This window comes from Streptomyces sp. NPDC041200 (genome assembly GCF_055591805.1).
In genome coordinates this window covers 25,102-38,788 of record NZ_JBVIZF010000046.1, presented here as the reverse complement: position 1 = coordinate 38,788, position 13,687 = coordinate 25,102, and the positions used below count along the sequence as shown (strand labels likewise).

Sequence of the window (13,687 nt, the reverse complement as noted above, 5' to 3'; positions counted from 1 at the left end):
GTCGATCTCGGTCAGCTCTTCGTCGCTGAAGCCGGGCGAGTCCAGGACCGCGACGTTCTGCTCCAGTTGGGCGACGCTGCTCGCGCCGATCAGCACGGAGACCACCCGCGGATCCCGCAGTACCCAGGCGAGCGCCAGCTGGGCCAGGGTCTGGCCACGCCCCTGGGCGATCTTGTTGAGGGCGCGCAGCAGCGCGAGGCGCTCCTCGGTGAGCGCTTCGCGCTTGAGGAAGTGACCGAGCGCCATCCGGGAGTCGGCGGGCACACCGTTCAGATAGCGGTCGGTGAGCTGGCCCTGGGCGAGCGGCGAGAAGGCGATGACACCGGCACCGGCCGCGGCGGAGGCCTCCAGCACCCCGCCCTCGACCCCGCGCTGGAGCATCGAGTACGGATGCTGGTTGATCAGGTACGGGGTGCGCAGGTCCTTGAGGATCGCGGCCGCCTCCGCGATGGCCTCCGGCGGGTAGTTCGACAGCCCCGCGTAGAGGGCCTTGCCCTGCCGCACCGCGCTGTCGAGCGCGCCCATCGTCTCTTCGAGCGGGGTGTCCGGGTCGAAGCGGTGGGAGTAGAACACGTCGACGTAGTCCAGGCCCATGCGGGTCAGCGACTGGTCGAGGCTGGACAGCATGTACTTGCGCGAGCCCCACTCGCCGTACGGCCCGGGCCACATCAGATATCCGGCCTTGCTCGCGATGAACAGCTCGTCGCGGTAGGGGCGGAAGTCCTGGGCGAAGACCGAACCGAAGTTGCTCTCGGCGCTGCCGGGCGGCGGCCCGTAGTTGTTGGCCAGGTCGATGTGGGTGACGCCGAGGTCGAAGGCGCGGCGGAGGACGTCGCGCTGGGTCTCGAGCGGATGGGTGTCGCCGAAGTTGTGCCACAGGCCGAGCGAGACCTTCGGCAGCAGCACGCCACTGCGCCCGCAGCGCTGGTACTGCATGGAGTCGTAGCGGTTCTCCGCCGCGAGGTGGGCCATGTACGTCGTCCTTGTCCATGCCGGTCGGTTCGGGGGCGGGCGGACCGTGGCCCGCCCGCCCGAGCTTGTCAGCTTTCGGCCAGCGTGGCGACCTCATTCGCGCTGAGTGTCCGGCCGTACACGCGGAAGTCGTCGAACGCGGCCCTGAGGTACGGGTCGGGGTACTGCGACTTGCCGAGGTAGGCGGCGCGGATGCGGTTGCCGAAGTGGACGGGCTCGACGGTGACGCGGGTGTTGCGGCCCACCTCGCGCCCGCCGACGTAGAGGACGGCGGTGCCGCCGCCGTAGGCGACGGCGACATGGGTCCACTGGCCGGTGGGCAGCGGGTCGGCCTCGATGCGCTGCTCGGCGCCGCCTCCGCCCGCGGTGATGGCGAAGCGCAGCTTCCCGGAGTCGGCGACCGGGGTGAGGAACATGTTGGCGGTGACGCCGGTGCCGATGTCGAAGATCCGGGTCCAGGCGGCGGGGGTGCCGTCCAGCCGGACCCAGGTGGCGAGCGTGTACGCGGTCGCGCCCGCGAGGAGGTCGTCGGCGAGGGTGACGTAGCCATTGCCGCCGTTCAGCGCGACGGCGCCGCCGGTCCTGCCCGTCGTCCAGGTGGCGCCGCCGGTGAGCCGGGCGGTCTTGCCGCGGCCGGTGGCGTCGGCGGCGGTGGTGCCGGAGGTCTCGTCGAAGCGGTACCAGGCGGCGAAGGCGGGCGGCGGGGTGGGCGGCTGCCCGGTCAGCCAGTACACGTTGTAGCGCTGGTGGTGGACGCGGGCGATGGGCAGCAGGCTGACGCTCTGCCCGTCCGCGGTCGCGGTGAAGCGCATCGGGCTGGTGGACTGCTGGACCACGGAGTCCTGCTTGAGGCGCGGCATGGTCATGCCGGTGCGGTCGCCGTACGCCCCGGCCAGCACGACGGGCCCGTACAGCACGGCCCGGATGTCGGGGTCGTCGGGGGTGGGGTCGAGCCGCAGTGCCATCGGCAGGGTGACCTCGACCCGGTCGCCGGTCTTCCACTGCCGGTCGATGATCAGCCAGCTGCCGGGTTTCGGCTGGTCGGGGAGGGTGGTGCCGTTGAGCTTGGCGCGGGCGCCGGACGCCCACGAGGGGATGCGCACCCGCAGTTCCAGGGAGGCCGCGCCGGAGGCGACGGTGAGGGTGGTGGTCTGCTGGTCGGGGAAGCCGGTGGTCTGGCGCCAGGTGATGCCCTTCTCCTGCCAGCGCAGCTCGGAGGGGATGAAGAGGTTCACCAGCAGGCTGCGGTCGCCACGGGTGTAGATGGTGTCGGCGAACTTGGCGTGGGTCTCCACGCCGCTGCCGTGGTCGCAGGAGAAGTTGTCGTAGTCGGTGGAGTACTGGTTCGGGTCGGGGCCCATGAAGGACGGCTGCTGTTTGAAGGCGCCGGGGGCGAGGCCCGTGTAGTAGATGTTGAAGCCGTGGGCCGAGTCGGGGTCCTGTTCGCCGAGCATCTGGTTGAAGAGGGTGCGCTCGTAGTAGTCGAGCAGGTCGGTGCGCTCGGGCGCGTGGAAGTGGATCAGCCGGGTGAGCTTGAGCATGTTGTAGCTGTTGCAGTTCTCGCAGCAGCTCCCCGAAAGCTGGGCAGCGATGGCGTCGGGTTCGTGGAAGGCCTCGCCGTTGCTGTTGCCGCCGATGACGTAGGTGTGGTGATCGGTGACGATCTTCCAGAAGTTCTCGCCGATGGTGCGGTAGCGGCTGTTCAGCCCCTCCTCCCACAGCCGCAGGGCGCCGACCATCTTGGGGATCTGGGTGTTGGCGTGGAGTCCGGCGAGCCGGTCCTCGTTCCGGCTGAGCGGGTCGAAGACGCGGGCGTGGGTGAAGCGCTCGGCGACCCTCAGCCACCGGCTGTCGCCGGTGATCGTGTGCAGATCGGCGAGGACGTCGTTCATGCCGCCGTACTCGGTCTCCAGCACGCGCTGCATCTGGTCGTAGCTGAGCTTCGCGGTGCGGGTGTCGACCCAGGCGGCTTGGCGCAGCACGGTCTCCAGGGCCTGGTCGTTGTCCGCGAGCAGGTACTGGTCGACGAGCCCGGCCATGATCTTGTGGATGGTGTAGTACGGGGCCCACACCCCGCTCCCGGCCTCCAGCCGGTCGAAGAAGCTCTCCGGGAACGCCGACAGATAGCCCGTCCCGTACCCGGCGGCCGGGGATTTCGCCTGGCAGGCGGCGAGGGTGGCGACGAGGCTCCGGCTCTTGTCGAGCAGTGCGGCGTCGCCGGTGTTGGCGTAGGTCAGGGCGAGGCCGGACAGGAGGTGGCCGGTGCTGTGGCCGCGCAGTTCGGTGGTCGGGCTCTCCCAGCCGCCGCAGGGCCGGGCGCTGCTGGCGATGCCGACGTTGAGGCGGAAGGTGTGCAGCAGCCGGTCGATGTCGACGAAGCGCAGATAGGCGGTGTTGCGGGACTGGTTGTCCTTGAAGGCGCCGGGGAGCAGGGTCACGGCGGTGAGCGGGAAGGGCCGGACGCTGGTCAGCGCCCGGGGCTTGGCCGGGGCCGCGCCGGGTGCGGCCGCGGCCGCGGTGCCACCGGCGGCCGCGCTGAGCACCACGGCCGCGGCCCCGGTGGCGGTGGTGGCGATGAAGTGCCGTCTGTCGACTGGTTCGTTCATGACTCTCCTCACGGAGGTTCGAAATTACGAACAACGTCCGACATTGTGCGCACGTGAAGCTACCGGCACCTCCGGGGATGTCAACAGCCCCTTGCCCACCGGAGGTTCAGCCGCGCTGCCACTGCTGGTTGGTGCCACCCGTGCAGCTCCACTGGACGATCGCGGCCTTGTCGGCCGTGGACTCGTCGGCCACGTCCAGGCACTTGCCGCTGGAGCGGGCAGTGAGCCGTACGTAGCCGCCGCCGGTGTCCGTGACCTGCCACTGCTGGTTCGCGCCCGTACCACAGGCCGACTGGACGACCGCCGCGCCATCAGCGGTGGAGCCACCGGCCACGGTCAGGCACTGGGAGCTGTGCCGTGCGATCAGCTGGACGTACCCGCCGCCCGCGCTCCTGGACCAGAACAGCTGGTTGCCGCCGCCGTTGCAGGTGTACTGCACCGCAGCGGCGCCGTCGGTCTGCGCGGCGGAGAGGATGTCGGCGCACTTGCCGCTGTGCCGGGCCTTCAGCGGGGTGTACGGACCGCCGGAGCCGGTCACCGTGCCCGCCTCGGTGTCGATGGTCAGCTGCGGATACCAGTCCATGGTCAGAGTGGTCGCGGTGGGGAAGTTCAGCGGCAGCCACACATAGCGCGAGTCGTTGACCTTGCCGCCGAAGGAGTTGCCCCAGCGGTCGCCCAGGTACAGGTACGAGGTCGTCCGGGCGCCCTGCACCGGCAGGACGTAGGCGGTCTGCGAGCCGTACGCGGTGGCGTCGCCGACGTTGCGCATCGCGCTCCAGGGACCGGCCAGACTGGTGGCGGTGGCGTACTGCTGCTGGTTGGGGTTCCAGCCGGTGGCACCGGAGGTCAGCATGAAGTACACGTTGCCGCGTTTGAAGAGCGCGGGGGCCTCGCGGTGGCCGCCGGGCCAGGGGTTGGCCACCAGGCTCGCCACACCGGTGTAGTCGTCGGTCAGCCGGTAGATGTGCAGGTCGTAGTTCTCCCGGGCGGCCGAGATCATGTAACCGGTGCCGTCGCTGTCCTTGAACAGGGTGATGTCGCGCGACATGTGCTGGCCCAGCGGGCGGAAGCTGCCCCGCCAGGTGTAGTCGCCGTCGACGGTGGCGGAAGTGGCGACGGCCGCGCGCGCCTCGCTGTAGTCGCTTCCGTTCTCCTTGTGCGCCCACATCACGAACTGCTTGGTCCGCTCGTTGTAGATGACCTTGGGCCGTTCGATGTTGGCGGTGGCCAGCTCGGGGTCGGTGGCCTGGGTGAGGACGTGGCGGCGGAACTCCCAGCTCTTGAGGTCCGTGGAGCGGTAGGCGGACACATAGCGGAAGGTGTTGTCCGCGTTGCGGTTCTCCCCGAACCAGTAGTAATACGCGCCGACTTTGATGACTCCGCCGCCGTGCGCGTGCAGCGCCTCGCCCGAGGTTGTGGTGAACTGGGTCGCGTTGGCGATGGTGACGGGGGCGGCCTGCGCGGCACCGGCACCCGCCAGCGGGGCCAGCAGCCCGAGTACGGTGGCCACGACGAGGGCCCATAGGCGTCCGCGCATCACACGCTCTCCTTCAGGACGGTGAAGTGGCGGGCGACACCGGAGAGCCCCGGCAACTGCCGGATGGGCGTCCAGGTACGGAAACCGTCGAAGCTGTCGCTGTAGTAGTACTTCTTCTCGGCGTAGCCGTCGAAGTAGATCCGCCAGCCGCCGCCTCCCAGCGGCACCAGCGCCGGTCCCTCGCGCCAGCTGCCCCAGCCCGCCCAGTCGCCGGTGCCGCGGAGGGTGTAGGGGCCCCCGAGGCTGGTGGCGGTCGCGTACTCGATGTACTTCGTCGTCTCGTGCTTGGTGAAGGCGTGGTACTGCCCGCCGTGGCGGACCACGAAGGTGTCGATGTAGTTCGCCTTGTCCAGGCCGGTGAGCGGCTTCGGGGTGGTCCAGGACGACAGCGCGGCGTTGGTGGCGGTGAGCAGATGCGGCCGGAAGATGTAGTCCGGGGTGACGGTGGTGTCGAGCGACACGATGACGTTGACGCTGCCGTCTCCGTCGACGAAGAACTCGGGGGCCCAGGTGCGTTCGACTCCCGCGAGCGGCAGCGTGTGATTGCGGACGAAGGTCCAGTTGACCCGGTCCCGGCTGCGCGCGAACCCGATGGTGTTCCCGGTCCAGTTGGTGGTGTAGACGATGTAGTAGTAGCCGTCGGTGTGCTTGATGATGCTGGGGTCGCGGATCAACTCCGCGGGCGGGGTGAACGCCGGTCCCTTGAGCAGCGTGTAGGCGAGCGCGTCCGTCGACTCGTACACGTACATGTTGGATTCACTGCTGTTCGTGAAGGCGGTCATGGTGTAGCGGGTGGCGGCCCCGGTGTCCGGAGCGGGCCCGTCGGCCACGGGGACGCCGAAGTCCGGGGTGCCGTCCGCCTTCCAGCCAAGGGTCTGGATACGGGTGTGCCGGTTGGGGTCGTTGAGCGGGTCGCCGGTGATGTCCTTGTACTGGCGGGCGTGGTAGACGAGGACATCGGTGCGGCCGTCCTCGGCGACGGTGAACGAGTTGTGGCCCGGCCCGTACTGCTTGGTGGTGTCATTGCTGGTGAAGACCGGCTGGGGGCTCTTCTTCCAGGAGGCGGCGGCCAGCGGGTCACTGTCCGCGGAGGCGGTGAGCAGGCCCATGCAGTAGTTGGCGTCGGTGGCGCTCGCGGAGTAGGTGAGGAAGAGCCGCCCGTTCTTCTGGAGGACGGACGGGCCCTCGTTGACCTTGTAGCCGCGGGTCTCCCAGTCGTAGGTGGGGCGGGAGATCTCCACCTGCGGCCCGGTGATGGTCCAGGGATTGCCCATCTTGGCGATGTAGAGACTGGAGTTGTTGCCGACGTCCGGGTTGCTCTGCGCCCAGATCAGATAGCGGGTGCCGCGGTGGACGAAGGTGGAGGCGTCCAGCGAGAACGAGTCGATGGGGGTGGCGATGCGGCCCTTCTCGGTCCAGGTCCCGGCGAACGGGTTGGCGCTGGCGTTCTCCAGCACCCACATCCGGATCTTCCAGACGTCGTTCGCGGGCGCGGACGCGAAGTAGATGTACCACTTGCCGTCGATGAAGTGGATTTCCGGAGCCCAGATGTGGGCTCCCATGTCGCCGCTGGTGTGCTTCTTCCAGATCACCGACTCGGCCGCGGTGGCGAGGCCGCTGAGGGTTCTGGAGCGGCGCAGGATGATGCGGTCGTACTCCGGGGCGGTGGCGGTGAAGTAGTAGTAGCCGTCGGTGTGCCGGAAGATGTGCGGATCGGCGCGGTTGCGGACCAGCGGATTGGCGTACCGGGCGGCCCTGGCGGCGGTCTCCCGCGCGGAGGGGGTGGCGGCCTCGGCCAGGCCGGGGGTTCCCGCGACCGCTCCCAGGGCCAGGGCCCCCATCAGTACCCGTCTGCGGCTGGGCTGTCCGTCACTGCGGCTCATCGTCGCTCTCCTGCTGTGGGCATGCGGGGGCTCCCGCACTCTCCGATGATCAACCTGCTCGCTGATCGAATTTGTTCGGAGATTAAAGGTTCTGATGACTTTCAACAGCCCCTGAGACAGGTGCGAAAGTTTCGAAAACCGTGGAGCCCCCGGAGCGCGGCTCAGACGAACGTCTGGCGCTGCAGCCAGAGGTCCCTGGCGACCCCGTTGCCCTGCAGGAACACGTAGAGCAGATTCTCCTCGTTGGCGATGGGAACGCTGATACCGGCGGAGCCGATGACCCCGCCGAGGGACTGGAAACCGGTGTAGGTGGTGCCGTTCTCCGTTTGCTGGACGGCGACCCACAGGGCGTTGTCGGTCGCCTTGATGAACACGTTGACCCGGCCGTCCTGGCCCAGGCCACAGGTGGGCCGCCACACGATCTGGGCGCCCAGGCTCACGGCGGGGTTGAACGAGTCGTAGCCGTCGGTCTGTCCGACGCGCCGGACGGAGCCGTCGACCCCCCGGAAGAAGATCTGCACCCTGCCCGCCGCGTCCAGGCACACCGAGGGGCGGCTGGTCACGTTGGTGGCGTTGAGGGAGAAGGCCTCCCAGAGGCCGGAGTTCTCGCCCTGCTGCTGGATGGTGTAGAGGGTTTCGCCGCTCCCCTTGACCGCCACCACGATCCGCCCTCCCCCGTCGAGGATGGGCGACGGCGTGGCGAAGATCGCACCACCCAGCGACGCCGGCGCGGTGTACGTCTCGTACTGCAGATCCTGGTTATGCAGGTACCACAGGGCGTTGTCGGTGCCGGGGAAGAACACGTAGATGCTGCCGTCGGCGCTGAGCGCCGCGGCCGGATCGTCCCCGATGCCGGTGGCCAGCGTCTGGGGCGGTCCGTACCCGGAGTTGATGGAGGTCTGGGTGATAACCTCCAGGTTGTTGCCGGGCGTGCGGTAGAAGACCCGCACCTTGCCGTCCTTGCCGCGGATCGGGGCGGGGATGCCGTCGACGGACAGGCCGGTGTACTGCTGCCAGGCCCCCCATCCCCCGTCGCGGGTTTCGAGTCTGCTCCAGAGGACGTTCGACCCGCCCCGGATGAAGACTTGGATCCGGTCGTCGGCCTGGGCCACCGGCGCGGGCTCGGAGTGGATGCCGCCTTGCAGATTGATCCAGGTGCCCCACACGGTTCCGGGCGTGGTGGAAACGGACATGGGTCCTCCCTCGCCTCGTGGCTGCCACGAGTCTGTGCGGATGTCCCGTCAGTTCCCTCGCCAAGCACAACGAATACCTGAAGAAGGGCGAATGAAAGGATATGACTGATAAATATAAATGAGTAAGACATAAGGGTTTGTATGTGATCTCCAATTGGTCTTCATTGCCCTTGGTTGAGCTTGGTTGACCTTCTCCCAGGGGGAAGCTCCAGCATCGTGGTGGCCGGGCGAGGTGCCCGGCGCGAGGAGGACGAGCATGGGGCTGCTGACGATCGGCGCGTTCGCGAAGGCATCGAGGCTGTCTCCCAAGGCGCTCCGCCTGTACGACGAACTCGGGCTGCTGACGCCCGCCCGTGTCGACCCGCACTCCGGCTACCGCCTCTACGACCCGGCGCAGCTGGAGCGGGCCCGGCTGGTGGCCTGGCTGCGCCGGCTGGGGATGCCGCTGGCCCGCATCCGTACCGTGTGCGAGCTGGACCCGGGCGCGGCGGCGCGGGAGGTCCGTACGTACTGGGCGCGGGTCGAGGCCGATACGGCGGCCCGGCGTGACTTGGCCGCCTTCCTCGTCGACCAGCTGTCAGGAAAGGACGTCACCATGTCTTCTGCCCACAGCACCCTGGGGGTCCGCTACGCCGTGCTCTCCGACCGGGGCTCGGTCCGGGAAAGCAACGAGGACTTTGGGTACGCCGGTCCCCGTCTGCTCGCCGTCGCCGACGGCTTCGGCGGCAGCCGTCATGCGAGCGAGGCGGCGATCGAGGCGCTCAAGCCGCTGGAGGCCGAGGTTCCGGGAGCCGAGCTGCTGAGCGCCCTGGAGGACGCGGTGCGCCGGGCGCACTCATCGGTGCGCGAACTGGCCGCGTCCGACCCCGCGCTGCGCGACGTCGGGACGACGCTGACCGCGATGGTGTGGTCGGGATCCCGGCTGGGGCTGGTGCACATCGGCGATTCGCGGGCGTATCTGCTGCGCGACGGCGAGCTGTTCCAGATCACCCACGACCACACCGTGGTGCGGTCGCTGCTCGACGAGGGGCGCATCACCGCGGCGGAGGCCGCCTCCCACCCCGGGCGGGCGCTGCTACTGCGGGCCATGGGCGGCGGGGCGGCGTTCGCACCCGATCTGACGCTGCGAGACGCCGTGGCGGGTGACCGGTATCTGCTGTGTTCGGACGGGCTCAGCGCCGTGGTGACCGCCGGGGAGATCCGGGGCGTACTGGCCTCGGTGGCCGATCCCGGGGACGCGGCGCTCGAACTCATCGCCCTCGCCAACCGCGCGGGCGGGCCCGACAACGTCACGTGTGGTGTGGCCCATGTGGTGGACAGGGCTGCGGAGCCCGGCGCCTGACGTTCCGTGGGCTGCTCGCACGGATCGCGATATCCCCCGTCTCCCCTCCTGACTCCGGTGCCGAAGTGCAGTGGAATGGACCACATGGCGCGTGCGGCCCGCCCGGTCGTGGAAGGCATGGCCGCCACGGAACGTACGGGGTAAGGGGTAGTCAGATGTCCGTAGGACCGATCCGGCTCTCGCAGGACGCGCACACCGCTCTCCGGCCGCCCGTCACGGCCCGGATCACCGGAGGGTTCTGGGCCGCGAAACGGCGTATCAATGCCGAGGTCAGCGTTCCGCAGGGGCCTCAGCGGCTGGAGGAGGCGGGCAATCTGGCCAATCTGCGGGCCGCCGCCGGGCAGACGGACGAGGGGTTCACGGGGAACTTCCCGTTCCAGGACTCCGATGTGCACAAGTGGCTGGAGGCGGCGTCCTGGCAGCTCGCCGAGGAGCCGGGCGGGCCCGCCGCCGGGGAACTGGCCGTGCACGTGGCGCGGCTGGCGGCCCTGGTGGCGGGCGCGCAGGACGCGGATGGCTATCTGCAGACGTACTACCAGGCCAGGCCGGGCGCCCGGCGGTGGACGGACTTGCACTGGGGGCACGAGCTGTACTGCGCGGGCCATCTCCTCCAGGCCGCCGTCGCGCATCGGCGGGCCACCGGCGGGGACGAACTGCTCGGCGTGGCGGTGCGGTTCGCCGATCACATCGACGCGGTCTTCGGCCCGGGCAAGGCCGTGGACGCGGTGTGCGGGCACCCGGAGATCGAGACGGCGCTGGTCGAGCTGTACCGGGAGACCGGCGAGCGGCGCTATCTCGATCTGGCCGGGTACTTCGTGGACCGGCGCGGTACGGGCACGCTCGGCGACGGCGGGACGGACGGCGGGACGCGCCCCGGGGCGCCCTACTGGCAGGACCACGTCCCGGTGCGGGAGGCGCGGGCGGTCGCCGGGCATGCGGTGCGCCAGCTGTATCTGCTGGCCGGGGCCGCGGACCTGGCGGCCGAGACCGGCGACCGGGAGCTGCGGGACGCGCTGGTGCGGCTGTGGGAGGACATGGTCGCCACCAAGACCCATCTGACCGGCGGCGTCGGCTCCCGGCACGATCTGGAGTCCTTCGGCGACGCTTACGAACTCCCGCCGGACCGGGCGTACGCGGAGACCTGCGCGGCCATCGCCTCGATCCAGTTCAGCTGGCGGATGGCGCTGCTCACGGGGGACGCCCGCTACAGCGACCTGATCGAACGGACCCTGTTCAACGGCTTCGCGTCCGGGGTCTCCCTGGACGGCGAGCGCTGGCTGTACGTGAATCCGCTCCAGGTCCGCGACGGCCGCACGGCGGCGCACGGCGACCAGGAGGCACGGCGGACGCCATGGTTCCGCTGCGCCTGCTGCCCGCCCAATGTGATGCGGCTGCTGGCCTCCCTGCCGTACTACATGGCGAGCGGTGACGCCGGGGGCCTGCAGCTGCACCAGTACGCGTCCGGGGTGTACGCGGCGGGCGGCGGGGCGGTGCGGGTGGGCACCGGCTATCCCTGGGAGGGCCGGATCGCGGTGGTCGTGGACGAGGCTCCCGCCGACGCGGACTGGACGCTGTCGCTGCGCATTCCGCACTGGGCCGACCGGTACGAGGCGACGGTCGGCGGCGAGCCGGTGACGCAGCGCGCGGAGCGGGGCTGGCTGCGGCTGCGGCGCCGCTGGCGGCCGGGCGAGGCCGTGGTCCTGTCCCTGCCGCTGACGCCCCGGCTGACCCGGCCCGACCCACGGGTCGACGCGGTGCGCGGCTGCGCCGCGATCGAGTACGGACCACTGGTGTACTGCCTGGAGCAGCCGGACCAGCCCGCCGGGCTGCGACTGGACGGCATCAGGCTCGATACGGGCACCGATCTGGTCGCCGAGCACCGGCCGCGGCTGCTGGGCGGGGTGACCGTGATCATGGCCCGGGCGCTGCGCAAGGCGGCCCCGCCCGACGGCTGGTGGCCGTACCCGGGCGCCGGGGGCGACATCGGTGGCATCGGCGACCCGGTGCGCGTCACCGCGATCCCCTATTACGCCTGGGCGAACCGGGAGACCGGGCCGATGCGCGCCTGGATCCCCGCCTGAGCCGTTCGGAACCCGGCGGGGGTCCCGCACGTTCCTCGCTCCAGGAACACGCTTCGTGCCCACGTGGCACACGGGCGGACGGGAGGTGCCCCTTGAGCACCGGCTCCACAGACCGGGGGGACGAGGCGGACGACTGGGACGACGTCGTTCTCGACGAGGATTTCATCCGGGGCGCGGGGGTCGCCGAGCCCGCCGCGCGTACGCGCATGCTGACCGCGCGCTGGCGGCGGCGCGGCGCGCCCGAGCCCCAGCCCTGGCGGGCGGACGAGCCGCCGGCCGGCTGGTTCTGGAGCAAGCGCCGCAGGCGGCGACGGCGGCGCTAGCGGGGGCTTCCGTAGCGAGGGGCCCCGCGGCCGTTATGCGCTCGCAACGCACACGGCGGGGTCAAGGCCGCACGGAGAGTGGCAGGATGCGGGCCGACGCATTGATCACGTGTCCCGTGGGGTCGTTCGCCGACCATGTCCCGGAGGTGCCGTGTCCGCTCGCTCCGCGCTGCCCGTCATAGCCACTGCCGCCGCTGCCGCCCTGCTCATCGGCTGTACCAGCACCAAACCGTCGGACTCCGGCGGTCCGGACATCAGCCTGGTGAAGTCCGGGAAGCTGACCACCTGCACCCATCTGCCCTATCCGCCCTTCCAGTCCCGGCAGGGCAAGAAGATCGTCGGCTTCGACGTGGATCTGGTCGATCTCGTCGCCTCGGAGCTGAAGGTGAAGCAGGAGATCGTGGACACGCCCTTCGAGGGCATCCAGTCCGGTGAGGACCTCAACACCTCCACCTGTGACGTCGCCGCGGCCGGGATGACGATCAACGCCGTCCGCGAGAAGAACCTGGACTTCTCCCGCCCCTACTTCGAAGCCACCCAGGCGCTGCTCACCCGGAAGGGCAAGCCGTACCGCACCCTCGCCGACCTCAAGGGCAAACGGCTGGCGGTCCAGCAGGGGACCACCGGGGAGACCTACGCCCAGAAGCGGGCCGTGGGCGCCACGCTGGTCCAGTTCGAGGACCTCGGACTGCTGGTCTCCGCGGTCAAGACCGGGCAGGTCGCGGCGGGCATCAACGACAACGGGGTGCTGTACGACTTCGTCAAGGACAACCCGGACACCGAGGTGACGGCCGAGTTCAGCACCGGGGAGAAGTACGGCATCGCCGTGCGCACCGGCAATGACGCCCTGCGCAAGAAGATCGACCAGGTGCTCGCGGACGCGAAGAAGGACGGCCGCTACGAGACGATCTACCGGAAGTGGTTCGGCACCGCGCCCAGGAGCTGAGGAGTCCGCACCGTGATGGCAATGACCCGTCGGCAGCGGGCGCGGGCGGTACGGACGGTGCAGTACGCCGTGCTCGCCGCCGTGCTGCTCGTCATCGTCCTGGCCGCGGACTGGGGTGAACTGCGCCGCGCGTTCTTCGACGCGGACGTCGCCCGGTCCCAGTTCCCCGACATCATCACCACCGCCCTGGTCAACACCGTCGTCTACACCCTGCTCGGCTTCGGTTTCGGGCTGGTGGCCGGGCTGCTGCTCGCGCTGATGCGGCTCTCACAGGTTCCGCCGTACCGGTGGCTGTCGGTGGCGTACATCGAGTTCTTCCGCGGCGTACCGGCGCTGCTGGTGTTCATCGCGCTCGGCTTCGGCGTGCCGCTCGCCTTCCAGGTGGCGCTGGACCGGTATGTGACGGTCATGCTGGCGCTCGGTCTGGTCGGGGCCGCGTACATGGCGGAGACGATCCGCGCGGGCATCCGGGCCGTTCCCAAGGGGCAGATGGAGGCGGCGCGTTCGCTCGGCATGTCCCACGGCCGGGCGATGGTCTCGATCGTCATCCCGCAGGCGTTCCGGATCGTGCTGCCGCCGCTGACCAACGAACTGATCCTGCTGACCAAGGACTCGTCGCTGGTCTATCTGCTCGGACTCTCCCTGGACCAGTACGAGCTGTCCAAGTTCGGCCGGGACGCGCTCAATCAGCACCGCAGTCTCACTCCGATCCTGGTCGCCGGGCTGTGCTACCTGCTCATCACCGTCCCGCTGGGCCAGTTGGTCCGGTGGCTGGAAGCCCGTACCGCGAAGGCGAGGTGACCG

At 69.8% G+C, this 13,687-nt stretch carries 10 protein-coding genes; 5 read left to right on the top strand and 5 right to left on the bottom strand.

Features of this window, described 5'->3' with window-relative positions:
• The 5 genes from ACZ6CL_RS39230 to ACZ6CL_RS39210 form a co-directional block, all read right to left on the bottom strand.
• On the bottom strand, window positions 1-972 hold a 972-nt coding region (locus ACZ6CL_RS39230), incomplete at its 3' end, for an aldo/keto reductase (protein WP_468945442.1).
• A gap of 68 nt (window positions 973-1,040) precedes the next feature.
• Window positions 1,041-3,578 carry a glycoside hydrolase family 127 protein gene (locus tag ACZ6CL_RS39225; RefSeq protein WP_468945440.1) on the bottom strand — a complete coding sequence of 846 codons (2,538 nt, stop codon included), beginning with the start codon at window positions 3,576-3,578 and terminating at the stop codon, window positions 1,041-1,043.
• Between the two features lie 106 nt (window positions 3,579-3,684).
• Entirely contained in the window at window positions 3,685-5,115 is a 1,431-nt protein-coding gene (locus ACZ6CL_RS39220; protein WP_468945438.1) for an RICIN domain-containing protein, read from the bottom strand.
• Window positions 5,115-6,998 (bottom strand): family 43 glycosylhydrolase, encoded by a 1,884-nt coding sequence (locus ACZ6CL_RS39215; RefSeq protein ID WP_468945435.1) that lies wholly within the window; start codon window positions 6,996-6,998, stop codon window positions 5,115-5,117. The genes ACZ6CL_RS39220 and ACZ6CL_RS39215 overlap by 1 nt, the downstream gene beginning before the upstream one ends.
• Before the next feature lie 161 nt (window positions 6,999-7,159).
• On the bottom strand, window positions 7,160-8,191 hold the full coding sequence (locus ACZ6CL_RS39210) for a DUF8189 domain-containing protein (RefSeq protein WP_468945434.1): 1,032 nt from the start codon (window positions 8,189-8,191) through the stop codon (window positions 7,160-7,162).
• Window positions 8,192-8,447: 256 nt separating this feature from the next.
• Here ACZ6CL_RS39210 and ACZ6CL_RS39205 point away from each other — a divergent pair, with 256 nt between their 5' ends.
• The 5 genes from ACZ6CL_RS39205 to ACZ6CL_RS39185 all read left to right on the top strand — a co-directional run bounded on the left by ACZ6CL_RS39205 (window position 8,448) and on the right by ACZ6CL_RS39185 (window position 13,684).
• Window positions 8,448-9,533, top strand: coding sequence for a MerR family transcriptional regulator (locus tag ACZ6CL_RS39205; protein WP_468945432.1), 1,086 nt, complete (start codon window positions 8,448-8,450; stop codon window positions 9,531-9,533).
• A 155-nt stretch (window positions 9,534-9,688) separates the two neighbouring features.
• Window positions 9,689-11,614 (top strand): glycoside hydrolase family 127 protein, encoded by a 1,926-nt coding sequence (locus tag ACZ6CL_RS39200; protein WP_468945430.1) that lies wholly within the window; start codon window positions 9,689-9,691, stop codon window positions 11,612-11,614.
• 92 nt (window positions 11,615-11,706) lie between these two features.
• On the top strand, window positions 11,707-11,937 hold the full coding sequence (locus ACZ6CL_RS39195; protein WP_468945428.1) for an SGM_3592 family protein: 231 nt from the start codon (window positions 11,707-11,709) through the stop codon (window positions 11,935-11,937).
• Between the two features lie 151 nt (window positions 11,938-12,088).
• Window positions 12,089-12,883 (top strand): ABC transporter substrate-binding protein, encoded by a 795-nt coding sequence (locus ACZ6CL_RS39190; protein WP_468945425.1) that lies wholly within the window; start codon window positions 12,089-12,091, stop codon window positions 12,881-12,883.
• A 15-nt stretch (window positions 12,884-12,898) separates the two neighbouring features.
• Window positions 12,899-13,684, top strand: coding sequence for an amino acid ABC transporter permease (locus ACZ6CL_RS39185; RefSeq protein ID WP_468945423.1), 786 nt, complete (start codon window positions 12,899-12,901; stop codon window positions 13,682-13,684).
• Window positions 13,685-13,687: the final 3 nt, after the last annotated feature.